This window comes from Microbacterium testaceum StLB037 (assembly GCF_008763945.1).
GTDB lineage: Bacteria > Actinomycetota > Actinomycetes > Actinomycetales > Microbacteriaceae > Microbacterium > Microbacterium testaceum_G.
This window is the reverse complement of sequence record NZ_VTQH01000001.1, coordinates 903,798-928,943: the sequence shown is the minus strand read 5'-3', so window position 1 is coordinate 928,943 and position 25,146 is coordinate 903,798. Positions and strand designations below refer to the sequence as shown.

The window sequence follows — 25,146 nt, the reverse complement described above, 5'->3', positions numbered from 1 at the left end:
GGCACCGACATGACGACATCTCTCGACGCTGCGGTGGGCGCGCACACCACGTCCGCCGCAGCCCCTCCCCGCTCGCGCCGCCGCGGACGCGCCGACCGACCGGTCATCGCCATCGCGGTGGTCGTGGCAGCGATTCTCCTCCTGCTCATCTGCTACCCCGTCGGTACGCTCATCACCGCGGCGGTCGGTCCGAACGGCCTGGCGGTGCTGGGTCGCCTCGCCACCGACCCCGTCAACCAGCGCATCGTGGTCAACACGGTCGTCCTCGGGCTGATCGTCGGCGTCGTGGGCACCCTGATCGGGTTCCTCTTCGCCTACGCCCAGGTACGCCTCGCCTTCCGCGGCAAGCGGGCGCTGCATCTTCTCGCCATGGTGCCCATCGTGGCGCCCCCGTTCGCCGTCGCCACGGCCGTCATCACCCTCTTCGGGCGTAACGGAGCGATCAGCGCGGGCCTGTTCGGGATAAAGGGTGACATCTACGGGCTGCCCGGGCTCGTCCTGGTGCTGTCGCTGTCGTTCTTCCCCGTGGCCTACATGAACTTCCGGGGGATGCTGCAGAGCCTCGACCCGAGCCTCGATGAAGCGGCGGCGGGCCTCGGGGCGAGCAAACTCCGGGTCTTCTTCTCGGTGACCATCCCGATGCTGGCACCGGGCTTCGCCGGGTCCTTCCTGCTGCTGTTCGTCGAAGGAATCGCCGACCTGGCGAACCCCCTGGTCCTGGGCGGCGATTACACCGTGCTGTCCACCCGCGCCTATCTCGCCGTGACGGGCGACTTCGACACGGGAGCCGGTGCGGCGTACGCGCTGACCATCCTCGTCCCCGCGCTGCTGGTGTTCCTCGTCCAGCGGTATTGGATGTCGAAGCGCAGCGTGGTCACGGTGACGGGCAAGCCCACGGGCCACAGCGAGCTCATCACGGCGTCGAGCGTGCGCGTTCCGGTGCTCGCGCTGGTCTTCGGCATCAGCGCACTCATCATCACCATCTACCTGACGGTGCTGCTCGGAGGGTTCGTGAAAGTCCCCGGGGTGAACAACGAGTTCACGCTGGACCACTTCACCTTCGTGCTGACGGGCATCGGCTCCAAAGCGATGACCGACACCGCGACGCTCGCGCTCATCGCCGCCCCCATCGCCGGCGTCCTGGGGATGCTCATCGCCTGGTTGGTGGTGCGCAAACTCAAGCGCACGGCGGGTCTGCTGGACTTCGTCGGCATGCTGGGGCTCGCGGTGCCGGGGACCGTGCTCGGCATCGGGTACGCCCTCTGCTATCTCACACCGACCACGGTCTTCGGCGTCCAGATCCTGCCGGCGCTCGCCGGTGGTGGGGCTGCCTTCGCCGGCGGGGTCGCGATCGTGATGGTCTACATCGTGCGGTCACTGCCGTCGGGTCAGCGCGCGGGCATCTCGGCGCTCAGCCAGATCGATCCGGCCATCGAGGAGGCCTCCACATCCCTCGGGGCAGGGTCGGGCACGACGTTCCGCACGGTGACACTTCCGCTTATCCAGTCGGCGCTCCTGACCGGTCTGACGTTCGCGTTCGCGCGATCGATGACCACCCTGTCGCCCATCGTGTTCCTGACGACCCCGGGTCTGAAGATCATGACGTCGCAGATCCTCGCCGAGGTCGACTCGGGTCGCTTCGGCAACGCGTTCGCCTACTGCACGGTGCTCATCGTCATCGTGCTGGCGCTCATCCTCCTCATCAACTTCCTCGTTCGAAAGGTGATCTTCCGTGGTCGCACACACAGTCGTTGACGACACCGATGCTCTGGCTGCCGCCGTGGGCCTGGACCCCGCGGCATCCGGACGCATCGTCCTGACCGACCTGACCAAGCGGTACGGTGCGTCGAAAGACGACGCACCCGCTGTCGACGCGATCAGCCTCGAGATCGAGCCGGGTGAGCTGATCACCCTGCTCGGACCGTCGGGCTGCGGTAAGACGTCGACCCTGCGTATGATCGCCGGTTTCGAGGAGCCCACCTCGGGGTCGCTGGAGCTCGATGGCGCGGACATGATCCGCGTCGCACCGAATCACCGTCCCATGTCGATGGTCTTCCAGTCCTACGCCCTGTTCCCTCACCTGAGCGTGCGCGAGAACGTGGCGTACGGACTCAAACTCAAGCGCATGCCCGCGACCCGTCTGAAAGAGGAGGTGGACACCGTGCTGACGATCATGAACCTCATGAACTACGCCGACCGCGCCCCTCACCAGCTCTCGGGCGGTCAGCAGCAGCGCGTCGCTCTCGCACGCGCGCTCGTGATGCGTCCGAAGGTGCTCCTCTTCGATGAGCCGCTGTCGAACCTCGACGCGAAGCTGCGCGTGCTGATGCGCAACGAGATCCGCCGTCTGCAGCGTCGCCTGGGGATCACGAGCATCTTCGTCACGCACGATCAGGACGAGGCGATGACACTGTCGGACCGCGTCGTCGTCATGAACCGCGGGCGCATCGAGCAGATCGATACCCCCGACATGGTGTACCGCCGACCGGCATCCGTGTTCGTCGCCGACTTCATCGGGCGGGCCACCTTCCTCGATGCCACGGTCCTGAGCGCCCCTCGCGACGGCCGCACGCGCGTGGTCGCCCTCGGGCAGGAGCTGGACACCGCCTGCCATCCCGACGTCGGCCTCGACAGCGACGTGCTGCTGATGATCCGTCCCGAATCGGTGCGGCTGTCCGCACGAGTGTCCGCGTCGGAGATCAACGGCGACGTGGGTCGGGTGCTGAACACGATCTTCCACGGCGACAGCGTCGAGTACGAGATCGAAACCGAATCGGGCAGCATCATCGCTTCGGTGTCGGATCCCGCCGTCGACGAGATCCTGCGACCCATGGACTTCGTGCGGGTGAGCATCGCATCCGACCGCGGGTGGCTCCTCCCCAAGGGGTCGGATCGTTCCGTCTGACGCGACGAACGCATCGCTGAGGGGGGCGAGCCGACGATTCGGCCCGCCCCCTCCGTGCGCGTCGGAAGCGCGTCGTCGTTCCCGCTACAACACCTTCGACAGGAAAGCCCGCGTCCTCTCGTGCTGCGGGCTCGAGAGGACCTCGCGCGGGGTCAGCCCTTCGAGGCCGCGTTGACCTCGGCGGTGGTGACGGCGCCGTCCGAGTCGCATGGACGGTGATCGTGGCGGCTCACGGGGAGCGTCGTCATCGCCGGCGTGGGCGAACCGCCCGCCTCATCGACGCTGCGGAAAACGCCGAGGATCCGTTCCTCGCGCGGCTGGTCTCAGTCGACCCGCGGCTGCTGCTGCGTGATGCAGTGGATGCCACCGCCGCGGTCGAAGATGGGTCGGGCGTCGACCATGACCACGCGTCGCCCCGGGTAGGCGTCGGCGACGATCTCGCGGGCGCGCGCGTCGGCTGCGGCGTCTCCGAATCCGCACAGCACGACGCCGTCGTTGGTGACGAGGTGGTTGATGTAGCTCCAGTCGAGCCATCCCTCGTCGTCACGCAGAGCGGACGGGGCCGGGATGCCGCTGATCGCGACGCTGCGGCCCCGCTCGGCGAACGCGGCTTCGAGTTCGCGCCGCACGAGCTCCGACACCTCGAAGTCGGGGTGGGCGGGGTTCGTCTGCTCGTGGATGAGCACGTGTTCGGGCGAGGCGAAGGTGGCCACGATGTCGACGTGCCCGTTGGTGCCGAAGTCGTCGTAATCGCGGCTCAGGCCGCGCGAGAGCCAGATGGCATCCGTCGCTCCGATCGTCCGGGCCATCTCGGCCTCGACGCGCGCGCGGTCGGCGAAGGGGTTGCGGCGCGGGTCGAGCTGCACGGTCTCGGTGAGCAGGACCGTGCCGGTGCCATCGACGTGCAGGCCGCCCCCTTCGGCCACCAGGAGCGAGTCGATGCGCTCGGCCCCCAGGTGTTCCGCGACGACGCGGGCGATGCCGGCGGACTTCTGCCATTCGGCCCAGTCGGGAGCTCCCCACCCGTTGAAGATCCAGTCGACGGCGCCGAGGGTCCCCGGGCGGTCGGGGTCGGTGACGAAGGTGGGCCCCATATCGCGCATCCAGAACTCGTCGAGGGGCGCTTCGACGATCTCGATGGCGGAGGAGAGCATGCGGCGGGCCCGGGTCACCTCGGTGGGGTCGACGACCATGGTCACCGGTTCGAACTCCTCAACCGCGTGGGCGACGTCGGTCCAGGCCTGATACCCCTGTTCGCGGTACTCCGCTCCCTCGCCGAGCGTCAGGCCTTCGCGCGGGAACGCCATCCATGTGCGCTCGTGCGGGGTGGATTCGGCGGGCATGCGCCACATGGTGTGCTCCTTCTCGGGCGGGTGGGTCAGAAACCGGTCGTCAGGACGCGGTCGAGGGCGTCGACGAACACGTCGACCGAGGCGCGCGTGATCACCAGCGGCGGCTTGATCTTGAGGACGTTCTGGAAATCGCCGGTCGGTTGCATGATCACGCCGAGCTCGAGCAGACGGTCGCAGATCGCGGCGGTCTCGGCGGTCGCGGGTTCGAGGGTCTCTCGGTCGCGGACGAACTCCACGCCGAGGTACAGCCCCGAACCGTGCACGGTGCCGATGATCTCGTGCCTGTCGCCGAGTTCCTCGAGGTGCCGCTTGAGGTGCCCGCCGACGACCCGCGCGTTTTCTTGCAGACCCTCCTGCTCGATGACGTCGAGCACGGCCATGCCGATGGCCGCGGAGACGGGGGAGCCGCCGGTGGATGAGAAGAAGTAGCCGCCGGCGCGGTAACGGTCGGCGACCTCGCGGCGCGTGATGACGGCTCCGACGGGCTGCCCGCCACCGATCGACTTGGCGACGGCGACGATGTCGGGCACGGCGCCCTGCTGCTGAAAGCCCCAGAACCACTCGCCGAGCCGGCCGTAGCCGACCTGCACCTCGTCGGCGATCGCAAGACCCCCGTGGCGGCGGATCGCGGCGTACACCGCGGTGAGGTAGCCGTCGGGCAAAGCCACCCCGCCCGCGTTGCCGAAGTACGTCTCGGCGATCATGCCCGCCGGAGGACGACCGGATGCCGCGAGCTCGTCGATCACCGCGACGGCTTCGGGCGCATAGTTCCCGGCATCCGTCCCCCGGTACTTCCCGCGGAAGGAGTTGGCCGCGTCGACGGTGTGCACCCAGTCGGGCCGGGTGGCGAGCGCGTTCGGATTGTCCGCGATCGAGGTCGACACCGCATCGCTGGCGTAGGTCCAGCCGTGGTACGCCTCGCGCATCGCGACGATGTCGGGGCGACCGGTCGCGGCCATCGCCAGGCGGATCGCGAGGTCGGTGGCCTCGGAGCCGGAGTTGACGAAGAACACCGTGTCGAAGCCCTCGGGAAGGGTCGCCGCGATCCGGTCGGCGTAGTCGGTGATCGCGCGGTAGTGGAACCGCGAGTTGGTGTTCAGCAGGTTCATCTGCCGCGACCCCGCCGCGACGACGTGCGGGTGGGCGTGTCCCACCGAGGCGACGTTGTTGACCATGTCGAGGTAGACGCGGCCGTTCACATCGATCAGGTGCTCGCGCCATCCGCGCTCGATGCGCGGGGGAGCGGCGTAATAGTGCTCCTGCACCTCGGCGAGCACCTCGTGGCGACGCTCGAGCACGTCGTCGTCGATCGGCGCCGCCGCGGGCACGCCGAGAGCCGCACCCGGGTCTCCGGCCACCTCGCGCCAGGCCGCGGCGAGGGCGGGCGTGGCGCGCATCGGCGGAGTCGCCCCGTCGATGCCCCGTCGCACCACCAAGGGGGTGCGGGCGGGCAGAACACCGGATGCCGGATCGACGGGACCCGTGATCGTCACGGAGTCGCGGCCCGAGGTCCACACCAGATCGTCGCCCGAGCGGTGCGTCTCGCCGGGAGCGAGCGGCGTCGGCTCCGCGAGCCACACGGCCACCCCGGTGGGGATGGACGCGGCGGTCGAGGGCAGCGGGTCGGTCGTCCCCGCGAGCCGGGCCCGCCAGGCCGGGACGGTCACCGTCGCGGCGCCGGCGTCGAGCGCGTCGAGGGCGGCGGCGTCGAGGGTGGCGGCGTCGAGCCACGCCCCGGCATCGTTCAGCGGTGACTCGGTCGAGGCGTCGAGCTCGACATGACCGGTCGCGGTCAGCACGGGGGCGGCCGTCCACGCGGGCTCATCCGTGGCGGGGCGGCCGAGGGCAGCTCGCGTGGCGGCGGTGATCACAGGGAGGGGAACGGATGCCGCCTGCACGAGGATGCGGAACTCGCGGTCGAGTCCGTCGGTGGCGTAGGCGTTGTCCTCGTCGAGGCGCACCTGTGCGCGACCGCTGAGCACGAGCACGGCGCCGCGCAGGATGACGAGCGGCCAGAGCGCGGTGATCTCGTCGTCGGTGAGGTGCCGCAGGTCGTCGAAGGCCCGGATGGCGGGCAGGGCCGACTCGGGGGAGGCGCCGTCGTGGTGCAGCACCGACGACACGGTGGTGGCGATCTCGCCGACCCGCCACGAGGAGCACACGTCGCCGAAGTCGATGATGGCGTCGGGGACGAGGGACCCGTCGGCGCGCAGCACGTTGTCGTCGGTCACGTCGAAGTGGCCGGCTTGGACCGGCAGGGTCTCGTGCACGGGTGCGAGGGCGGTGCGGGCGGCGTCCGAGGCGCGCTGCACGATCGCGCGCACCTCGGCATCGGGCTCCGCGGGCAGCAGCGTGTCGATCACGCGGCCCGCGTGGCGGAGGTCCCACTGCAGCACGCGGCCGCTCGCGGGGTGGGTGAAGTCGGCGAGGGCGCTACTCACCGCTCCCGACAAGGCGCCCATCGCCGCGACGACGGCGGGGGAGAGATAGCCCGAGCCATTCAGGGTGCGGCCGGAGATGTTCTCGATCACGCGGGCGTGGATGCGGCCCTGCGACGACTCCCACCACGTCGACATCTCGCCGCGGGGGCCCGCGACGAGCTTCGGGATGCGCAGGTGCGGGCTGCGGGCGGCGACGGCGGCGGCCGCGGCATCCTGCATCTCGATCTCGGCCTCGCTGAACACCGGATTGCTGAGCTTCAGCACGCCGAGCGGCTCGTTCGAGCCCTCGGGGAACACGCGGAAGTTCTGGTCCTGCTGGCTGCCGAGGGCGCGCAGCTCGACTGCGACGCCGAAGGTCTCGCCGAACAGGCGGCGCACCTCGTCGTCGCCGAGGGTCGGGGTGGGCAGGTCGACCTGCGTGAAGTAGTCGAAGACCTCGGTCATGGGTGTTCCTCGGGGACTCGGGTGTCAGAAGGGGGACGCGTCAGTGGTGGCGACGTCGCCGGCGACGGCACCGGCCTCGTCGCGGACGACCACGACGACGAGGGGGCCGTACGGGGCGATCCACGGGCTCGCCGCGTCTCGGTGGGCCGCGGTCGCCACGCGCGCCGCGGCGCTGAGGCGGTCACCGTCGAGGATCGTCTCGACGCGCATGCCGTCGACGTACGCGGCGTGGTCGTGCGCGGTCCCGCCGGAGAGCGTCGCAGTGAACCGCACCACGGTCTCGTCGCCCTCGATCTCGGTCTCGACGGTGTCGACGACCACCCTCAGCTCGCCCGCACCGACCGGGCGCGCCTCGGCGAAGACGGTCTCGTCCGGAAGGGCCGGGGTGCGGGGCGGCGTCGTGCGGCGCTCGCCGAGGGCGGTCACGGCCGAACCCAGCTGCACGAGCCGGGTGTCGCTGTACGCCGGGCCGGCGATGGTCAGGCCCACCGGCATCCCGGTGTCGTCCATCGTCCCCATCGGGACGGTGACGGTCGGGATGCCGAGGTGGCGGGGGACGAGATTGCCGTTGGACACCCACACGCCGTTGCGCCACGCGACGTCGGCCGATGCGGGGTTCACGTCGGCGTCGGCGGGACCCACGTCGGACTGCGTGGGGAAGATCACGGCGTCGAAGCCGGCGGCATCCATCCACTCCTCGAAATCGACGCGTCGCGTGTGCTCCAGCCCGCGCAGCCCCGCCTCGAGGCTGGGCACGTCGCGCCAGTCGGGCTCCCACTCCTGCGCGCGCGTCACGTACGCGCCGATGTCGTAGGAGATGTCGTAGTGCCAGATGCCGTACCGGTCGGGGAGGGCGCCCGGGGGGTGGGGGAAGATGCGGTCGGCCTCGACGTCGGCGAGGCGGTTCAGAGCCAGGTCGCCGTTGTGGCGGAGGAAGGCATCCATCGCCCACACCGCGAGGTCTCCCACCTCGTCGTCGAGGAATTCGCGGGTCACGAAGCCGCGGTCGAGGAAGTCCTCGTCGCCGGGGTGCAGTTTCTCGTACCGGTCGACGACGGGGAAGTCGGTCTCGAAGACCTCGGCGCCCGCGGCCTCGAGGTCGGCTCGCATGTCGGTCCACAGGCGCATGATGCTGTCGCGCGTGACGATGGGGGAGGCGTTGTCGGGGTCGCCGTTGACGTAGATGCGCGGCACGGCGAGACGCACCCCCTCCAGAGGGAGCGGTTCGAGCTCGGCGAAGGAGTCGGGGCGCACCTCGGAGGGGCGCGGCAGCTCGATCCACGGCTGGGAGCGCCAGAGGTCGCCGTCGGTCACCGGGTCGTCGGCGACGATGACGTCGAGCACGACGCGCAGGTCGTCCGTGGAACGGGTGTGCGGCACGACCACGTCCATGGTCGGCACGAGCGGCCAGTTGCCGCGCACCGAGATCACGCCGCGCGAGGGCGTGTAGGCCACGAGCGCGTTGTGCGAGGCGGGGGCGCGACCCGACGACCACGTCTCCTCGCCGAGGCCGAACGCGGCGAAGCTGGCCGCGGTGGCGGTGCCCGAGCCGTTGGACGACCCCGACCCGAAGGCGGAAGAGAGGAAGTCGCCGTTGTAGGGCGATTCGGCGCGGCCGTAAACCCCGCGCTGCATGCCGCCGGCGGCCATCGGGGGCATGTTCGTCAGGCCGAGGACCACCGCCCCGGCTGCGCGCAGTCGCTCGACGGCGAAGGCGTCGTCGCCGGCGACGAGCTCGGCGAACGCGGGCGAGCCCGAGGCGACGGTGAGCCCGCTGACGCGGTAGCTGTCTTTCGCGGTGAACGGGATGCCGTCGAGCGGCCCCCGCACCTCGCCCCGTGCGCGGCGCCGGTCGGCGTCACGGGCCTCGGCGAAGACGCGCGGGTTCAGCACGGGGACGGCGTTGAGGCGGATGCCGGATCGGTCGTAGGCCGCGATGCGGTTGAGGTAGCGGGCCACGAGCTCGACGCTCGTGACGGTGCCGGAGTCGAGGGCGGCGCGCAGAGCGGAGACGTCGGCGTCGACGACGGTGAAGGCCTCGGGGATCATGGCGGTAAACATACACCGTTTGTTTTACGTGTGCGAGAGTGGATTCCGCGGCCCGCGCGCGTAGGCTCGCACCGACCCGGGGAGACCGCCATCGCCAGACCGCACACACCGCTGCTCAGCCGCGACCTGATCGCCCGGACGGCACTCGCTCTGGTCGACCGGCACGGTCCCGACGGCGCGAGCGTGCGCCGCGTCGCCGCGCGCCTGGGCGTCAATCCGGCGTCGCTGTACAACCACGTTCCGAACCGTGCCGCGATGGTCGAGGACGTGCGCGCGCTCGTCTCGGCGCACATCGACTCCGCTCCCCTGCGAGAGCTGCCCTGGGAGGACGCGCTACGCGCCTGGGCGCGCTCGTACCGCCGAGCCTTCGCCGTCCACGCGCGGGTGGTGCCCCTTCTGATGACCGAGCGCGCCTCGGCGCCGGTGCTCCTGGCGCAGTACGAGGACTTCGCGGCCGCGGCGGAGAGGGCCGGGTGGACGCCGCGCGAGGTGATCCCGCTGCTGACCGCCTTCGAGTCGTTCATCCTCGGCAGCGTCCTCGACATGTCCGGACCGCCCGTCGTGTTCGATCCGACGGGACAGGAGGAAGCGTTCCCGCGCTTCGCGGCGGCCTTCGAGACGCTGGGCGACGAAAACCCCGACGACCCCGTGGCCACCCGCGCCTTCGAGCTGGGGCTCGACATGCTCATCGCCTCGGCACGGCCCCGCTGACGCCGAACCTCCTTCCGGCCTCGGGGCAAGTCCTCCCTCGTGGCGCGCGCGACCTGGGACGATTCCCGAATGGATGCCACCACCGACGAGCCCGCGATCCTGCCCGACCGACCGCGGACCGACGCGAGACGCCCGATCGCGCTGATCGCCGGAGTCGTCGCGACCGTGCTCTTCGTCGTGCTGCGTCTCGCCGTCGACCTCGACGGGGGCGCTCCGCTGGCGTTCGATCAGTGGTGGGACGACGCCATGGCCGCGCTCGCCGACCCGGTCGCGGTCATCGTGGCGTGGATCCCGGCGACCGTGGGCGGCACCGTCGGCATGATCGTCATCGGCATCTCCACCACCATCGTCTTCCTGCTGGTCAAGAGACCGTGGGACGCCCTGAACGTCGCGGCATCCATCGCCCTCGTCGTCCTCATCGGGGCGCCGCTCGCGGCTGTCATCGCCCGAGCCCGCCCGATGGATTCGCTCGCCGAGACCCAGGCGACCTCGTTCCCCTCCGGGCACACCGCCGTGGCGACCACCATCGCGGTGACCCTCGCGCTGATCCTGCGCCGCGGCTGGATCTGGGCGGCGGGCGCCGTCTGGGTGCTGCTCATGATGTGGAGCCGCACCTACCTGCACGCCCACTGGTTGAGCGACGTCACGGCGGGCTTTCTCGAGGGCGTGGCGGTCGCGACCCTCGTCTGGGCATTCATCGAAGTGTGGCGCGCCCGCCGAGCGCAACGCCTGGTCGCCGCGTCGGCCGAGCGCTAGGGTTCCCCGATGACCAGCGCTTCCATCGCCGCCGACAAAGCCCAGGACTCGACCGCCTTCCGCGCCGCCGCGCGCGTGGGGTACGTGGTCCTGGGACTGCTCCACCTGCTGATCGGGGTGATCGCGGTGTCCATCGCGACCGGCAGCGGCGGCGACAGCGCCGACCAGAGTGGCGCCCTGCAGCAGGTGGCCGAGGCCCCGGCGGGCATGGTGCTGCTCTGGGTCATCATCGTGGGGCTCATCGCCCTCGCCGTCTGGCAGATCGCGGATGCCGTCGCCGAACGCGACCCCGACGAGAAGAAGCGCTGGGCGCACCGGGCGAAGTACGTGGGAACCGCCGTCGCCTACGGGGCGATCGCCGTCACCGCGTTCACGATCGTCCGAGGAGGACACTCCGACTCCTCGGAGTCGTCGCGCACCCTGAGCGCACAGCTGCTCGCCCTTCCCGGGGGGATCGTGCTGCTGGTCGTCGTCGGTCTCGCGGTGGCGGTGATCGGCGTCGCCTTCGTCGTCCGCGGCATCACGAAGGCCTTCATGAGGAACATCTCGAGCCCGGGCGGGACGACGGGACGGGGCATCCGCACGTTCGGGATGATCGGGTACATCGCGAAGGGAATCGCGGTGGGAGTCGCGGGCGTGCTGTTCATCGTCGCGGCCTTCGCGCATGACCCCAGCGCAGCCGGCGGCATCGACTCGGCGCTGCGCTCGCTCGCGCGTCTGCCCTTCGGTCAGATCGTGTTGTGGCTCGTGGGTGCGGGGCTCGTCGTCTACGGACTCTTCTGCTTCGCCCGGGCGCGCTACGCCCGGATGTGACGGCCGCTCACGCCGGGTACCGCCGCACGGGGTGCGTCGTGACGCGCGCTCGTCTCACCAGGCGGCGGACGACCAATGGTCCTCCACCTCGGTGGCGGTGAGCGCGCGGTCGTAGACGGCGCCGTATTGCAGGCGACCGGTGAAGAACTGCGGGGCGTCGCTCGGCGTGTTCGGCCAATAGCGGGTCTTTCCGCAGCCGAACTTCCAGTACCCGTTGTAGCCTGCGGCGGTGGTGTCGCCTCTCGTTCCCACCAGCGCGCCGTCGACGTAGAAGCGCATCCCCTGGCTTGAGAGCGTGCCGACCACCGCGTGCCATGTGCCGTCGGCGTAACTCGTTCCCGAGGGGGTCGCGATGACCACGAAACCACCGTCTGAGATACCGAAGTAGAGGCGCCCGGACGCGTCCATGTAGATGTGTCGGTCGTAGCCGCCCTCTCGAGCGGGATCCAGGTCGTCGCCGAAGCCCACGATCCGGCCGTTCGGCGCCGTCGTGGTGGAGAACCACGTCTCGATCGAGAACGTGTCGGGCGCGCGGATGCGCTCGGGCGCGGAGAGGCACTGCGCGCCGTCGAACACCACGGACCGCAGCGGGGTGTCGTGCGCGCAGGCCACCGAGGTCGAGGTGGTCGGGGGGTTCCGCCAGATCCCCTCGCGACCGTTGCCCGAGATGTCCGCTTCGGATGCGGCGGATGTCCCCGAGATCGCGTACGCCGCGAAGAGGTCGGCGGGGTCGGTCGCGGCGATGCGCGTGACGGCGAAGCGGCAGTTCTGGGCCAGGGCCCCCGCGGTAACGGTCCCGTTGGCGATCGTCGCCGTGAAGGTCGCCTGCGTCGGGGTCGTCGAGGGGAGCGCGACGACCGCGAGCGTGGTCAGGACGACGAGGAGAAGGGTCGACCAGGGGCGACGGTCCGACGCCGCTCGCACCCCGTTTGTCGACACGACCGGGCCGGCGCGGCTCGAACGACGCGTCACCACGTGCCCGACAACCAGTGGTTCTTCACCTCGGTCGCGGTGAGAACGCGGGTGTAGATCGTGCCGTACTGGATCTGGCCGGTGAAGAAGGCCGGGGCTGTGTTCGACGGCGTCGTCTGACCCATCCAGAAGTCCGTCTTTCCGCATCCGAATTTCCAGTAGCCGTCGTACGTCTGGCCGCGGATCGTGTTGTCGGTTCCGACGAGGGTGCCGTCGACGTAGAACCGCATGCCGGAGCTCGACAGCGTGCCGACCACCGCGTGCCACGCGCCGTCCGCGTAGTTCTTGCCCGCGGGGGTCGAAATGAGCGCGAACTGGTCGGGGAAGTTGCCGTAGACGAGGCGTCCCGCTGAGTCGATGTAGATGTGCCGGTCCCAGTGATCCTCCTGCTCGGGAGCGGGCGAGGTGCCGAACCCGACGATCTTGCCGTTCGGCGCCGTCGTGGTCGAGAACCACGCTTCGAGGGAGAACGTGTTCGGGTCGTTCACGAGACCCGGGACATAGAGGCACTGCGACCCGTCGAAGGTGACGGACTGCGCCGGCGTATCGTGGCGGCAGCCCACCGATGTCGATGTCGTCGGGGGCTTGCGCCACGTCCCCGTGCGTCCGTTGCCCGAGATGTCGGTCTCCGACGTGGTCGAGGTGCCCGACAACGCGAAGGCCGCGTACACATCGGAAGGGTTCGCCGCGGTGATTCGGGTGACGGCGAATCGGCAATTCTGATTCATCGCACCGGCGGTGTCCGCGCTGTTGCGGATCGACGCGGTGAAGGCCGCGTGCGTCGACGTGATCGAGGTGAGGGCGATGACGGCGAGCGCCGTGAGGATCGCGAGCGGGAGGAGCACCGTTCGGGCACGGCGGTCGGGCCGCACCCGCACCCCGCCCTCCGGTACCGCATCGGGCTCGCGAACGAGCAGCGAGCCGAGGAAAGGGAGGAGGCACAGGACGATGAGAAGGATCCGCGCCGGCAGGTCGGGGTCGGGGATCGGGGTCAGCGCGTAGGCGCCCGACGCCAGCTGATGGGTCGATAGCACGGTGGCCTGCTCCCCGCTGACGAGGCGCGTGGTATCGACGAGGATGGGCAGGATGCCGGTGTTCACCACGTGCATGAGGGCGCCGGAACCGCTGTCGTCGGCGCGGGAGTCGAGCAGCACCAGCACCATGTTGAACCAGGGGCGGAGCCACAGGGTCAGCGCCGTGGTCACCACGGCCCAGCCGTTCAGGCGCACCGCCCACACCCACGTGCGACGGTGCGGGCGGACGCGCGTCAGGACCTCGACGACGATGGCGCCGAGGATCAGCCAGGGCAGGGCCTTGAGCAGGAAACCGAGGCCGGGGAGGATGACGGCGGCGGCCCCGACGATCTGGTCGGGGTGCACGTCCCAGGCGTCGGCGGCTCCGTTGAGATCGCCGCGGGTGTGGAAGACGTCTCCATCGGCCTCGACGATGCGGTGGGTGATCGTGCGGTCGTTGTGCGTGTAGGTGACGACATCGCCGACGGCGTAGTGGGTCCGCGGCTCCGTCACGACGAGGGAGCCGACGGGAGCGGTCTCGGCCATGCTCGGCGTCTCGACGACGAACAGGCGTGCTCCGGTGATCCAAAGGGCGGCAGCGGCCGCGATCGCGACGAGCGCGATCACGACCGCTGCCAGAAGGGTGGCGCCGCGACGGCCTCGATGGGCGGGGGCTTCCCGGAGTTCAGTCACGGCGCCGGTCGGGATCTCAGGAGGTGAACTGCCAGGTCAGCGGCTGCGAGACCTTCAGGTTCGAGTAGGTCGGACCGACCGTCGACGGCAGGGTGACGGCGAAGCTGAAAGAGGTCGTCGTGCCGGAGGCCACCGAGGTGGTGCTGGTCTTGTTGAGGATGTCCACGGCCGCGGTGAAGCCGGCGACCGTTCCCGAGTAGAGCGTGGTGCTGCCGGTCTTGACGACGAGGGTCATCTGCGAGCACAGGTCCGTCGCCGATCCGTAGGTCGTGCTGGTCGCGGACTGCGCGCAGGTGCCCGGCGTCAGGGTGAACGACTTCGCGTCGATCGATCCGGTGTTCTTGATGGTCACGTTCGTCGTCACCGTCTGACCGGGGTACATGGCGAGATTCCCGCCGTACTTGTTGATCGTGGAGCAGGTGGCGGTGTTGCTCGAGATGCCGCTGGATCCGTCGGTGCTGTTGCAGACGACGTTGCCGCTCGAATCGGCTTCCTGCATGGTCAGCGCGCCGGCACCGGCGGTGTCGACGGTGTTCTGAATCGACGCGGTGAACGCGGCGACGGTGGGCGAGAGCCCGAGCGCGAGGACGAGCGAGGCGATGCTGCCGGCCAGGACGACCGGCAGGGCCAACCGACGCCGACGGGTCGGCTTCGGCGAAGTGGGTGCGGACATGATGCTCCTTTGAGAGGGTTCCGCCGAAGGTGGACGGACGCGTCTGGTATATCGACCGACGTCGGGCTCGCGTGCGGCGATTGCCGCGGAATTCTGCGGGTGAGGGGCGTGATCCGCGTCACTCCGGGCACCCGTCGGGGCTGGTGAGAGCTACCCTTTCGCCCTGTGGTTCACCCGTCGGGGGCTGAGAATCGCCCTTCGAGTCGAGCAACCCCCGGCGGACACGCAGGTTCGCCGGGTAGTCCGGGAGTTCCGTCGAAGGAGACCGCATGAACCGCACCGCACCCGTCCACCCGCGCCGTGCCGGCGCGAGCGCCCTCCTGGCCCTGTCGATGGCCGCTCTCGCGGGATGTGCGCCCGAGGTCGAGTCGATCGGTTCGCCCTCGCCGTCCGCATCGGCTCCCGCGGCGTCACCGGGCGAGCCGGAGCGCGCGGCCGCCGTCTTCCCCTCCGGTGATCCTCAGCCCGTCGCGACGGGGCTGACCACCCCGTGGTCCGTCGCCTTCCGCGGCGACACGGCCTTCGTCAGCCAGCGCGACACCGGGGAAATCCTCGAGATCGTCGGGACCGAGACGCGCGTGGTCGGCGAGGTCGACGACGTCCGCGTCGGGGGCGAGGGTGGTCTGCTGGGGATCGCGACGGACGACACCCACCTCTACGCCTACGCCACGACCTCCGACGGCAACCGGGTCGTCCGGTTCCCCCTGGAAGGCGCGCCGGGCACGTACTCCCTCGGCGCGGAGGAGACGGTGGTCGCCGGCATCCCGTCCGCCCGCACGCACAACGGCGGGCGCCTCGCCTTCGGGCCCGACGGCATGCTGTACGTCACGACCGGTGACGCTGCCGAGCGGGAGAATTCCCAGGATGCCGACTCCCTCGGCGGCAAGATCCTCCGCGTCACGGCCGAGGGCGACGTGCCCGCCGACAACCCGTTCCCCGGCTCCCCCGTCTGGACCCTCGGCCACCGCAACCCCCAGGGGATCGGGTGGGATGCCGAGGGCGTGATGTGGGCGTCGGAGTTCGGACAGAACACATGGGACGAGCTGAACGTGATCGAGCCGGGGGCGAATTACGGGTGGCCCGACGTCGAGGGGATCGGCGGCGACGATCGCTACACGGATCCCGTGGCGCAGTGGGCGCCCGCGGACGCGAGTCCGAGCGGTCTCGCCGTGGTCGAAGGCTCCGTGCTGATCGCGAACCTGCGCGGCGAACGCCTCCGCGCGGTATCGACGGCCGATCCGGGAGCCGCGCGGGAGTTCTTCGCGGGGGAGTACGGGCGGCTGCGCGACGCGGTCCTGGCGCCCGACGGCGCCCTCTGGCTCGTCACGAGCGACACGGACCGCGGCGGTGGAGACTCGGACCGGATTCTGCGTGTGGAGCTGGCCGCGTCGTGATCAGGGGGTGACGACGGTGACCCCCGCCTCCGCGAGAGCCGCTGCCAGGTCGGGGGAGGGGGCGGCGTCGGTGATGAGGTAGTCCGCCTTCTCGAGAGGAGCGATCTGCGCGAACAGGCGCCGATCGAGCTTCGACGAGTCGGCGAGGATCGCCGTGCGGTCGGCCTTCTGGATCATCTCGGTCATCATCGTCGCGTCGCCGAGGTTGCTCGTGGAGAAGCCCGAGGCATCGACGGCGCCGACGGCGATGAGCGCGTAGTCGCACCGGATGTCGACCTCGGGGGAGTGGGAGTTCATCGCGAGGGTGACCGGGCCCGTCGTCGCCTGCGTGATCGTGCGGACGGCGCCGCCGAAGATGAAGAGGTCGCGGAACACCGAGGGGGAGATCTCGGCGGGGATGCGCAGGTTGTTCGTGGCGATCGTGAGGTCGCGGTGGTTGCGCAGAGCGCGGGCGACGGCGAGCGTCGTCGTTCCGGCATTGAGCATGAGCACCGAGCCGTCCTCGATGAGATCGACGGCCAGCGCGGCGATGCGCTCTTTCTCGGTGATCTGCATCTGCAGGCGCACATCGAGCCCGCGGTCGCGTCCGGGCACCGACATCGCGCTCACGGCTCCCCCGTGCGTGCGCACGACGATGCCCTCCCGGTCCAACTGGTCCAGGTCGCGTCGGACGGTGTCGATCGAGACGCCGAAGTGCGAGGCGAGATCGACCACGGTCACCTGACCCGACTCGGCGACGTAGGCGGCGAGCTCGGCCTTGCGCCCGGCCGGGAGGCGCCGCTTCACCGTGGCTGTGGATGCGTCCATGCCGTCATCTCTAGCACAGAGCCGCAGGATCGTCTCCGGAATTTGTGCGAAATCGGCAAAGAACAGCATCCACAGCGCGATGCTTGCGTTTTTCCACGCGCCTGCGTGCCGCAATTGTCACGAATCTGCATCGCACCCTTGCGGTGTGTCGCACGTAAGCGCATACTCATGCTGAAAGACGCAAGAACGCGCAGAACAGCGCGAAATGCGGCAGATCTCAACGAGGAGAAACGATGGACAACAGCGGGCGCCGGCGTCGGAACGCCATCAAGCTCGTCGGTGTCGCAGCAGCGGCCACGACCCTCCTGGCGATGGCGGGGTGCTCGTCGAGCGGAGGAGGCACCTCCGCGGACGGGGACGTCACGATCGAGTTCGCGCAGTGGTGGGAGCCCGAACTGGGCGACGGCCAGTTCCGCGGACTCATGGACCAGTTCGAGAAGGAGAACCCCGGCATCAAGGTCGACCTGGTGAGCGGGCCCTACGCCTCGACCAAGGAGCAGCTCTTCGCCGGAGCGGCCTCGGGCACCATGCCCGACGTGGTGGGGCTCGACGGCGCCTGGGTCAGCGACTTCGCGAAGCAGGGTGTCATCGCCGACCTGTCCGAGCTGATGAGCTCGTCGGGATACGACGAGAGCCAGCTGGCGAGCCAGATCAAGGTCGACGGCAGCACGTACATGATCCCGGTGGTCAACTTCGTCTACCCGATGTTCACGAACGACGGCCTGCTCTCGCAGGCGGGAGTCTCGGCCCCGCCGTCGACGCGCACCGAGTTCGCCGACGCGGCGAAGAAGATCAAGGCCCTCGGCGGCGACGTGTCGGGCTGGGTCCTCCCGCTCTCGCTCGAAGCGCCCAACGGCGTGCAGAACGACGTCATGTCGTGGGTGTGGGCTTCGGGTGGCTCGATGCTCAAGGACGGCCAGCCCGACCTGACCAACTCCGACGTGTCGTCGGCGACGGCTTACATCCAGCAGCTCTGGAAGGACGGCGTGATCGCCCCCGGGTCGTTCACGATGAAGGAGCAGGACAAGGTCGAGGAGTTCACCAACGGTCGCGTCGGCATGATGATCGACTCCCTCGCGCACATCAACCTCATCCGCGAGTCGAACCCCGACCTGAAATTCTCGATCTCGGCCGTTCCCGCCGAGGACGGCTTCTCCGGTCAGCGCGGCATCCCTTACGCCTCCTGGGGCATCGGCGTCGCCGAGAACTCCGAGCACAAGGACGCTGCCTTCAAGCTCGTGCAGTTCCTGATGAGCAAGGACGTCAACAGCGAACTGTCGACCATGGCCAAGGCCTTCCCGGGCAACACCGAGAGCGTGCCGACCTTCGTCGAGGACGACGAGCTGTTCAAGACGGCCTTCGACATCTACAAGGAGGGCTACCCGGCGAACGAGTTCACCGGCCTCCCGGTCGCCGAGGAGCTGATGCGCCAGTTCGGCACGCAGTTCCAGTCCGCGCTCGACGGTCAGCAGTCGATGAGCGACGCCCTCACGAAGACGCAGGACGAATGGACGTCGGAGTTCTGATCCGACCTCGAACCGGGATGCCGCACCGCCCCCGAGCGCGGTGCGGCATCCCGCCCAGCGAAAGCCGCACATCATGACCATGCGCACCCTCACTCCCCCCGACACCGAGGTGATCGTCACCGGACGACCGGCCTCCCGCCGCACCCGCCAACTCCGCAGGGCCGGCGAGGCCTACGCCTTCCTCTCGCCGACCCTGATCCTGTTGTTCGTCCTGATGATCGTCCCCATCGTCATGGTGATCGGGTACTCCTTCCAGGACAACGTCATCCTCAACAAGAGCCCCGAGGTCGTGGGCGTCGACAACTACGTCGCGATCCTCACCGACTCCGGGTTCTGGAAGGCGACGGGCAACACCCTCTTCTTCACCCTCACGAGCGTCGCCGCTCACCTCGTCCTCGGTCTGTCGTTCGCCCTCCTGCTCAACAGCCGCCTCATCGGGGCCGTGCCCCGGGCGATCTTCCGCGGCCTGTACGTGCTGCCGTGGTTGTTCACGGTCGCCGTCATCGCGGTGCTGTGGCGCATGCTGCTCGCCCCCAACGGCATCGTCAACTTCCTGCTGAACACGAACATCGAGTGGCTCGCCTCGCCGCAGCTCGCTCTGGGGACGGTCACCTTCATCAACATCTGGGCCGGCTATCCCTTCTTCATGGTGAGCCTGCTCGCGGGTCTTCAGGGCATTCCGAGCGACCTGTACGAGGCGGCGACCGTCGACGGCGCGAGCCCCGTCCAGCGCTTCTGGAACGTCACCATCCCGCAGCTGCGCCCGATCATCGTCAGCCTCGTGCTGCTCGACCTCATCTGGACCTCGCAGCAGTTCGCGCTCATCTGGCTGACCACCGGCGGCGGCCCGATCGACGTCACCGAGATGCTCAGCACCTTCACCTACAAGCTCGCGTTCGCGAAGTACGACTTCTCGATGGCCTCCACCTCGGCGGTGCTGGTCCTGGCGATGTCGATGATCATCGCGGTGCTCTACGTCCGCCACCAGAAGGCGAGGGACTGACCATGGCCTCGACCACCACCGCGCGCTCGCGCGTCAGCAGCACCACCGCGCGCCCCCGCGTCAGCAGCACGGTCGCCCGTCGCCGGGTCGCCAAGGTCGGCGTCCTCGTCGGTCTGCTCCTCGGCGCGGTCTTCGCCGCCGGCCCCGTGCTGTGGATGCTCTCGAGCTCGTTCAAGTCGAACACGCAGATCTTCGAGCTGCCGCCGCGCCTCATCACCGACACCTTTTCGTTCGACGCGTACGTGTCGATCTTCACAAACCCCGAAACGGTGCGCTTCTTCATCAACAGCTACGTCGTGGCGGGGGCGGTGACGATCCTGACGCTGCTGGTCGCCATCCAGGCGGCCTACGCCTTCAGCCGCTTCGAATTCCGCGGCAAGCGCGTCGTCAACGTCATCATCGTGAGCGTCCAGGCCGTCCCGCCCATCACGCTGCTCATCCCGTACTTCGGGCTGATGGTGGGACTCGGCCTGTACAACACCTACCCGGGCCTCATCTTCACCTACATGGTGTTCACGCTGCCCTACGCGATCATCATGATGACGGGGTACTTCAACACCCTGCCGAAGGAGCTCGACGAGGCCGTCCGCGTCGACGGCGCCGGCTCCTTCACGGCCCTGTGGCGCGTGCTCGTGCCGATCTCGATCCCCGGGATCGTCTCGGTCGGCATCTACACGTTCATGATCGCGTGGAACGAGTTCCTCTTCGCGCTGACCCTCACGCGCACCATCGACATGCGCACGGTCCCGATCGGCATCCAGCTGCTCATGGGTCAGCACTCCTACGAGTGGAACCAGATCATGGCGATGAGCATCCTCGGCTCGATCCCGGTGCTGGTGCTCTTCCTCTTCTTCCAACGCTTCTTCATCAGCGGCCTCACCGCCGGCTCGGTGAAGAGCTGACTCCCGCCTACCCAACCCCGAACAAGGAGAAATCCGTGCTCTACACCGGCAAGTCCATCCTCGACGTGGCCAACGCCCACAGCTTCGCCATCCCGGCCTTCAACATCAGCGATTGGGCGATGTTCACCGGGATCATGGACATCAGCGAGGAGAAGAACGCCCCGGTCATCATCGCGATCCACCCCGACGAGGTCTCGCACATCACGACCGACCTCATCCCGGCGATGCACGCTCGCGCGCACCGCTCGAGCGTGCCCGTCGCCATCCACTGGGACCACGGCGGAACGTACGAGCAGATCGTGCAGGCCATCCAGGCGGGCTTCACCTCGGTCATGATCGACGCCTCGCTCGAGCCCTTCGATCAGAACGTGGCGCTCACGCGCAAGGTCGTCGAAGCCGCCCACGCCGCGGGCGTCCAGGTCGAGGGCGAGCTCGGCACGATCGGTGCGAACGACAGCTACGGCGAGTCGGGCGCGGCCGAGATCATCTACACCAACGTCGACGACGCGGTGCGCTTCGTCGAGCAGACCGGGGTGGACAGCCTCGCGATCGCCATCGGCACCTCGCACGGCCTGTACCCGGCCGAGAAGAACCCCGAGCTGCGCCACGACCTGCTCGAGCAGATCAAGGCCGCCGTCGGCATCCCGCTCGTGCTGCACGGCGGGTCGAGCAACCCCGACGGTGAGCTGAGCCGGGCGGTCGAGCTGGGCGTGAACAAGATCAACATCTCCAGCGACATCAAGGTGGCCTACCATGACCGCATGCGCGAGGTGCTCGGCACCGACCGGCGCCTGCGCGAGCCCAACGCGATCCAGCCCGAGTGCATCGCCGCGATGAAGGTCACGGCCGCGGAGAAGATCGACCTGTTCGGCGCCGCCGGCAAGGCCGACCTGTACTGAGCGGACGGAGAACAGCGCCATGGCGGAAGACCTCGTCCTCGGACTCGGCGGAACCGTCGACTACGAGATCCGATGGGATGCCGAGGTGCTCACGGCCCTGGCCGCGGAGCACGGCATCCGTCTCGACGAGTTGACCATCACGACGCCCATCATCGACGAGCGTGCGCTCGTGGTGACGGTGCTCGCCTTCCTCGCCTCGGGCGGGGGAGGCGAGCGCTTCGTCCTGACCTCGGAGATCGTCGAGACCTTCGCGGCGCACTTCGACACCACGGTCACGCTCGGGGGAACGGGCGTGCGCGCGGGGATCGCCCTCGACCGCATCGGCGTTCCCACCGTGCAGCATCTCGTCAGCATCGACGACAACGTGCGGCGACTGCTCCCGGCCTCGATGCGGGTCGTCTCGTCGGCCACGCGGGACACCCTCGATCCGCATCTCATCGTGCAGTACCCCGAGGGGGCGACGGTGCGCCTCGTCGACGGAGAGGTCAGGGCACCGGCATCCAATCGCCTGATCTTCGCCAACGATGCGCCCAATCGCGAGATGGCGATCGCCGACGGGCTCGGCGACGCTCTCGAGGGGGCCGCCGCTTTCCTCGTGTCGGGGTTCAACACCATGCAGGATGCCGACCTGCTCGAGGCCCGGCTCGACGATCTCGTCGCGGCCATGCGGCGTCTTCCCGCCGATGCCCTGGTGTACTACGAGGACGCGGGCTTCTACCACCGCGAGCTCTCGACCCACGTGCGCGCACGACTGCTCGATCGCATCGACGTCTACGGCATGAACGAGGACGAACTGCAGGAGTACCTGGGGCGGCCCGTGGACCTGCTGTCGGCCGCCGACGTCGCCACGGCCCTCGCCGAGGCGCACCGGCTCATCCCCGCACGGGCGCTCGTCGTGCACACGAAGTACTGGGCGCTCGCCGTGGGGCCCGCGGCGGCCCGGCACGCGTCGAGCCTCGAGAGCGCGGTGCGCACGGCGGCGACCCGGTATCGACTCGGCGACGCGTGCACCGCGGGCGACCTCGACGTCACCGCGAAGCTTCCGCGCCACGCCGGGGGGACCGTGGTGGTGGACGCCCTGAGCGGAACCGGGGCCGTCGGGGTGCCGGCGTACGTCGTCGACACCGCCCACCCCACCACGATCGGCCTGGGCGATACCTTCGTCGGCGGCTTCCTCGCCGCGGTCCCGGCCGCCGCGCGGCGGGCCACGGAGGTCGCATTGGATCGAGCACTCGATGCGGTGGGCGGCCGGGCGCGCTGACCTCGCCCTGCCGCAGCGTCGAGACGGTCAGCGCGCCGCGGTATCGGCATCCGGATCCGAGAACGGTCCGCACGCCGCGATCACGCGACGGAGGCTCACCGCGGCCTCCCACGCGTCGAGGGGCTCTTCGTGCGCGTCGAGGGCGCGCAGGCTCTCGGTGTAGCGGGTGAGGGCGGTCTCCGCCTCGCGCACCTGGCCCGCGGTGGCCTCGGGCTCGGGCGGGGTGGTCACCAGCCGCGAGACCGCGTCGATCGCGTCGGCGAGGATTCGGCGGACGTCGGCGGGAAGGCGGGTGTCGACGTCGGGGCCGGCGGTGAGCCTCGCCAGCGCCGCGGCGAGTTCGCGGGTGGCGTCCGCCGTGCCGGTCAGGGCGTCCAAGCGGCGGCGCCCCAGGTCGCGCGGGGTCTTCACGCGGCGGCCGCGCGGGTTGTACCGGCGGCTCTCGTCGGCGAGCTCGACCTCTTCCCGCACGTCGACGAGCGTGCCCTCGAGCGCGGCGGCGGCCCGGTCGGCCGCCTCGGGGTCGAAGGAGCGGCCGGCGAGGGAGGAGGACATGGCCCGGAGAGCCTCGCCGAGCGCGTCGCGGAGCTGACTCAGGCGGTCGTCGGCCTTCTTCACCCTGAGCGGAGGGACGACGACGAGGTTCACGACGACTCCCACCACCACACCGAACGCCATCGTGACCAGATACGACACCGAGTAGCCGTCGGGGTCGGCACCGCCGAGTAGGAGCACGAAGAGCCCCGCGATCGCCACCCAGTCGCGGCCGACGCCCAGCGCGCGCACGCCCGCGAGGAGCACCCCGATGAGGATGACGGCCGCGACGGCGACGATGCGGGACACGCCCGTACCCACCACGGCGAGGCTCGCGAGGCCCAGTCCGATGCCGAGGGCGAGCCCGACGACGGCCTGCACGCCGCTCGAGGCCGAGCGCGCGACGGTGGGGTACATGCTCACGAGCACGCCGAGCGGGGCGTAGTACGAGTACTCGCTCTGCGCGAGAGGCACGAAAGGAGCGAGATACCAGGCGAGGGCGGCGGCTGCGGCGGTCTTGGCGGCCAGCAGCAGCCGGTCGGCGGTGATCGCGTCCGACCACCAGCGGCGGGGATCGAGAGCGGCGGGGAGGGTCATGAGCGGGGGGTGCGCGGGCGAGTCGACACCCTCTCATGCTCGACGCCGACGCTCGAGCCGTCGCGGGGGTTGCTCCGACGGCTCGGCGGGGTTAGGTCTCAGCGACCGGGGCGGTAGGCGTCCCACAGGACGCGGGCGTGGCGGGCCTTGGCGCGCTCGACTCCGGTCTCGTCTTTGCGGGCGGCGCTGATCCACTCCGCCAGGCGGCTGGCCATGGCCCCCAGCACCATGGTCACGTCGGCGTGCCGGGCGGGAGGGACCGCGGCCTGGGCCGCCGGCATCCGTCCCCTCGCCGGCAGCTCGTCGTCGATGTGGCGCAGGACGAGGCGAGCGACCCCGACGGCGTGGCTGTTGACGACGCAGTGCGCGGCACCCTCGATCTCCCACCGCCGGGCGTGGCGGGCACGGGTGACCAGGCGCGAGTGCAGGCGGCGGGGCGAGGGGCGATCGAACTCGCCGCGGATGAGCAGGAGCGACGCATGCCCCGCCCCGATCCGGTCCGAGATCCGGTAGCGCAGCATGTGCGGCAGGGCTTCGAAGAAGTAGAGGAATCCGCACAGCAGATACGCCGACACCGCGAGCAGGGCGATGTGCATCGACTCCCGCACCGTCGACTGGACGAACCGGACGCCCTGCACGATCGCCGTCGATTCCGCCTCGTCGACGACCGGACTCACCATCACCGCGTGCGCGAGGGCGGGGCGCCGGGCGAGGACCTCGGCGACCACCTGAGTGCCCATCGAGTGTCCGATGAGCACGGGGTCCTCCAGCCCGTAGTGGTCGAGCACACCCTCGACCTGGTCGGCGAAGTACGCGGCGGTGGGAGATTCTCCGGATGCCGGGACCCCGCCGAACCCGGGAAGGTCGAGGGCGTAGACATCGCCCCTCTCGGCGAGCAGAGGGGCGAGGAACTCGAAGTAGGTCGACGCGACGCCGATCCCGGCGATGAGGACGAAGGGGCGTCCGTTCCGGGCGCCCGTGGACATGCGGGTCACGCGCGTGCGGGAGCGCCCCCGGCGGAAGGTGTCGACGGCGACGTCGGCGGGGCGCGAGTCTTCGGGCATCGAACCAGGATGCCCTACCCGCCTGAGCGGGCTGTCAATCCCGGTTCCCGTGTCGGAGGTGCGGCCTAGCCTTCCCTCATGAGCGATACCTCCCGCGAAGAAGAGACCCTGGGTGCCGTCCGCGAGGGCGACAACCCCGCCGAGAAAGACCCCTCCGACTGGGTGACCGGCGACGAGCCGATGACCGCCCCGCAGCGCAGCTACCTCGACACGCTCGCGCGCGAGGCGGGTGAGGAGATCCCCGCCGATCTGACCAAGGCCGAGGCGTCCGAGCAGATCGACCGCCTGCAGAACGAGACCGGCCGCGCGACCGAGTGACTCCCGGGGCGTCCCGCGG

General features: G+C 69.7%; 20 protein-coding genes and 1 pseudogene. 12 read left to right on the top strand and 9 right to left on the bottom strand.

Annotation, left to right across the window (positions count from 1 at the left end; translation table 11 throughout):
• Positions 1-9: 9 nt before the first annotated feature.
• Together F9B98_RS04340 and F9B98_RS04335 are read left to right on the top strand one after the other, a co-directional pair.
• Complete coding sequence (locus tag F9B98_RS04340; protein ID WP_150953330.1) at positions 10-1,755, top strand: ABC transporter permease; 1,746 nt, start codon at positions 10-12, stop codon at positions 1,753-1,755.
• Positions 1,733-2,905, top strand: a complete 1,173-nt coding sequence (locus F9B98_RS04335) for an ABC transporter ATP-binding protein (protein ID WP_225310215.1) — start codon at positions 1,733-1,735, stop codon at positions 2,903-2,905. Before F9B98_RS04340 ends, F9B98_RS04335 begins: the two co-directional genes overlap by 23 nt.
• Before the next feature lie 323 nt (positions 2,906-3,228).
• Here the strand turns inward: F9B98_RS04335 and F9B98_RS04325 are convergent, their stop codons facing one another.
• The 3 genes and pseudogenes from F9B98_RS04325 to F9B98_RS04315 form a co-directional block, all read right to left on the bottom strand.
• Positions 3,229-4,257, bottom strand: coding sequence for an agmatine/peptidylarginine deiminase (locus F9B98_RS04325; RefSeq protein WP_225310214.1), 1,029 nt, complete (start codon positions 4,255-4,257; stop codon positions 3,229-3,231).
• A gap of 26 nt (positions 4,258-4,283) precedes the next feature.
• Complete coding sequence (locus tag F9B98_RS04320) at positions 4,284-7,142, bottom strand: aminotransferase (protein ID WP_150953327.1); 2,859 nt, start codon at positions 7,140-7,142, stop codon at positions 4,284-4,286.
• A 375-nt stretch (positions 7,143-7,517) separates the two neighbouring features.
• A pseudogene (locus tag F9B98_RS04315) lies at positions 7,518-9,191 on the bottom strand (amidase); the annotation flags it as partial.
• A 30-nt stretch (positions 9,192-9,221) separates the two neighbouring features.
• Here F9B98_RS04315 and F9B98_RS04310 point away from each other — a divergent pair.
• From F9B98_RS04310 to F9B98_RS04300, 3 genes are all read left to right on the top strand, one after another.
• Positions 9,222-9,902: a TetR/AcrR family transcriptional regulator gene (locus tag F9B98_RS04310; RefSeq protein ID WP_225310213.1), complete on the top strand. Its 681-nt coding sequence runs from the start codon at positions 9,222-9,224 to the stop codon at positions 9,900-9,902.
• A 69-nt stretch (positions 9,903-9,971) separates the two neighbouring features.
• Positions 9,972-10,658 carry a phosphatase PAP2 family protein gene (locus F9B98_RS04305; RefSeq protein WP_150953324.1) on the top strand — a complete coding sequence of 229 codons (687 nt, stop codon included), beginning with the start codon at positions 9,972-9,974 and terminating at the stop codon, positions 10,656-10,658.
• A gap of 9 nt (positions 10,659-10,667) precedes the next feature.
• Positions 10,668-11,471 carry a DUF1206 domain-containing protein gene (locus F9B98_RS04300; protein ID WP_150953320.1) on the top strand — a complete coding sequence of 268 codons (804 nt, stop codon included), beginning with the start codon at positions 10,668-10,670 and terminating at the stop codon, positions 11,469-11,471.
• Between the two features lie 54 nt (positions 11,472-11,525).
• On the opposite strand, the gene F9B98_RS04295 is transcribed toward F9B98_RS04300, so the two are convergent.
• From F9B98_RS04295 to F9B98_RS04285, 3 genes are read right to left on the bottom strand one after another with little or no spacing between them, the layout of a single operon-like run.
• The gene (locus F9B98_RS04295; protein ID WP_150953317.1) at positions 11,526-12,395 is read right to left on the bottom strand and encodes a LamG domain-containing protein; all 870 of its coding nucleotides are present in this window, start codon (positions 12,393-12,395) and stop codon (positions 11,526-11,528) included.
• A 44-nt stretch (positions 12,396-12,439) separates the two neighbouring features.
• On the bottom strand, positions 12,440-14,149 hold the full coding sequence (locus F9B98_RS04290) for a LamG-like jellyroll fold domain-containing protein (protein WP_150953312.1): 1,710 nt from the start codon (positions 14,147-14,149) through the stop codon (positions 12,440-12,442).
• Positions 14,150-14,165: 16 nt separating this feature from the next.
• Positions 14,166-14,822 carry a hypothetical protein gene (locus tag F9B98_RS04285; protein WP_150953309.1) on the bottom strand — a complete coding sequence of 219 codons (657 nt, stop codon included), beginning with the start codon at positions 14,820-14,822 and terminating at the stop codon, positions 14,166-14,168.
• Between the two features lie 269 nt (positions 14,823-15,091).
• Between F9B98_RS04285 and F9B98_RS04280 the strand changes: the two genes are divergently transcribed.
• The gene (locus F9B98_RS04280; RefSeq protein ID WP_150953307.1) at positions 15,092-16,216 is read left to right on the top strand and encodes a PQQ-dependent sugar dehydrogenase; all 1,125 of its coding nucleotides are present in this window, start codon (positions 15,092-15,094) and stop codon (positions 16,214-16,216) included.
• Here the strand turns inward: F9B98_RS04280 and F9B98_RS04275 are convergent, their stop codons facing one another.
• Positions 16,217-17,023, bottom strand: a complete 807-nt coding sequence (locus F9B98_RS04275) for a DeoR/GlpR family DNA-binding transcription regulator (protein ID WP_150953303.1) — start codon at positions 17,021-17,023, stop codon at positions 16,217-16,219.
• 233 nt (positions 17,024-17,256) lie between these two features.
• Between F9B98_RS04275 and F9B98_RS04270 the strand changes: the two genes are divergently transcribed.
• The 5 genes from F9B98_RS04270 (at position 17,257) to F9B98_RS04250 (ending at position 22,614) form a co-directional block, all read left to right on the top strand.
• Positions 17,257-18,549, top strand: a complete 1,293-nt coding sequence (locus F9B98_RS04270; protein WP_150953300.1) for an ABC transporter substrate-binding protein — start codon at positions 17,257-17,259, stop codon at positions 18,547-18,549.
• A 73-nt stretch (positions 18,550-18,622) separates the two neighbouring features.
• Positions 18,623-19,552 (top strand): carbohydrate ABC transporter permease, encoded by a 930-nt coding sequence (locus F9B98_RS04265; RefSeq protein ID WP_150953297.1) that lies wholly within the window; start codon positions 18,623-18,625, stop codon positions 19,550-19,552.
• A gap of 2 nt (positions 19,553-19,554) precedes the next feature.
• Positions 19,555-20,454 (top strand): carbohydrate ABC transporter permease, encoded by a 900-nt coding sequence (locus F9B98_RS04260; RefSeq protein ID WP_225310212.1) that lies wholly within the window; start codon positions 19,555-19,557, stop codon positions 20,452-20,454.
• 35 nt (positions 20,455-20,489) lie between these two features.
• The gene (locus F9B98_RS04255; RefSeq protein ID WP_150953294.1) at positions 20,490-21,353 is read left to right on the top strand and encodes a ketose-bisphosphate aldolase; all 864 of its coding nucleotides are present in this window, start codon (positions 20,490-20,492) and stop codon (positions 21,351-21,353) included.
• A 19-nt stretch (positions 21,354-21,372) separates the two neighbouring features.
• Positions 21,373-22,614 (top strand): ADP-dependent glucokinase/phosphofructokinase, encoded by a 1,242-nt coding sequence (locus F9B98_RS04250; protein ID WP_150953290.1) that lies wholly within the window; start codon positions 21,373-21,375, stop codon positions 22,612-22,614.
• Between the two features lie 27 nt (positions 22,615-22,641).
• Here F9B98_RS04250 and F9B98_RS04245 read toward each other — a convergent pair whose 3' ends face one another.
• Together F9B98_RS04245 and F9B98_RS04240 are read right to left on the bottom strand one after the other, a co-directional pair.
• Positions 22,642-23,745 carry an FUSC family protein gene (locus F9B98_RS04245; RefSeq protein ID WP_150953287.1) on the bottom strand — a complete coding sequence of 368 codons (1,104 nt, stop codon included), beginning with the start codon at positions 23,743-23,745 and terminating at the stop codon, positions 22,642-22,644.
• Between the two features lie 98 nt (positions 23,746-23,843).
• Positions 23,844-24,809: an alpha/beta fold hydrolase gene (locus F9B98_RS04240; protein WP_150953284.1), complete on the bottom strand. Its 966-nt coding sequence runs from the start codon at positions 24,807-24,809 to the stop codon at positions 23,844-23,846.
• Positions 24,810-24,887: 78 nt separating this feature from the next.
• Here F9B98_RS04240 and F9B98_RS04235 point away from each other — a divergent pair, with 78 nt between their 5' ends.
• The gene (locus tag F9B98_RS04235) at positions 24,888-25,127 is read left to right on the top strand and encodes a DUF3072 domain-containing protein (RefSeq protein WP_115915964.1); all 240 of its coding nucleotides are present in this window, start codon (positions 24,888-24,890) and stop codon (positions 25,125-25,127) included.
• Positions 25,128-25,146 lie beyond the last annotated feature (19 nt).

Coding starts and splice junctions, on each gene's coding strand:
- F9B98_RS04340 (WP_150953330.1), top strand. CDS start 10: ATGACGACATCTCTCGACGCTGCGGTGGGCGCGCACACCACGTCCGCC.
- F9B98_RS04325 (WP_225310214.1), bottom strand. CDS start 4,257: ATGTGGCGCATGCCCGCCGAATCCACCCCGCACGAGCGCACATGGATG.
- F9B98_RS04320 (WP_150953327.1), bottom strand. CDS start 7,142: ATGACCGAGGTCTTCGACTACTTCACGCAGGTCGACCTGCCCACCCCG.
- F9B98_RS04305 (WP_150953324.1), top strand. CDS start 9,972: ATGGATGCCACCACCGACGAGCCCGCGATCCTGCCCGACCGACCGCGG.
- F9B98_RS04300 (WP_150953320.1), top strand. CDS start 10,668: ATGACCAGCGCTTCCATCGCCGCCGACAAAGCCCAGGACTCGACCGCC.
- F9B98_RS04285 (WP_150953309.1), bottom strand. CDS start 14,822: ATGTCCGCACCCACTTCGCCGAAGCCGACCCGTCGGCGTCGGTTGGCC.
- F9B98_RS04280 (WP_150953307.1), top strand. CDS start 15,092: ATGAACCGCACCGCACCCGTCCACCCGCGCCGTGCCGGCGCGAGCGCC.
- F9B98_RS04275 (WP_150953303.1), bottom strand. CDS start 17,023: ATGGACGCATCCACAGCCACGGTGAAGCGGCGCCTCCCGGCCGGGCGC.
- F9B98_RS04270 (WP_150953300.1), top strand. CDS start 17,257: ATGGACAACAGCGGGCGCCGGCGTCGGAACGCCATCAAGCTCGTCGGT.
- F9B98_RS04265 (WP_150953297.1), top strand. CDS start 18,623: ATGACCATGCGCACCCTCACTCCCCCCGACACCGAGGTGATCGTCACC.
- F9B98_RS04260 (WP_225310212.1), top strand. CDS start 19,555: ATGGCCTCGACCACCACCGCGCGCTCGCGCGTCAGCAGCACCACCGCG.
- F9B98_RS04250 (WP_150953290.1), top strand. CDS start 21,373: ATGGCGGAAGACCTCGTCCTCGGACTCGGCGGAACCGTCGACTACGAG.
- F9B98_RS04245 (WP_150953287.1), bottom strand. CDS start 23,745: ATGACCCTCCCCGCCGCTCTCGATCCCCGCCGCTGGTGGTCGGACGCG.
- F9B98_RS04240 (WP_150953284.1), bottom strand. CDS start 24,809: ATGCCCGAAGACTCGCGCCCCGCCGACGTCGCCGTCGACACCTTCCGC.
- F9B98_RS04235 (WP_115915964.1), top strand. CDS start 24,888: ATGAGCGATACCTCCCGCGAAGAAGAGACCCTGGGTGCCGTCCGCGAG.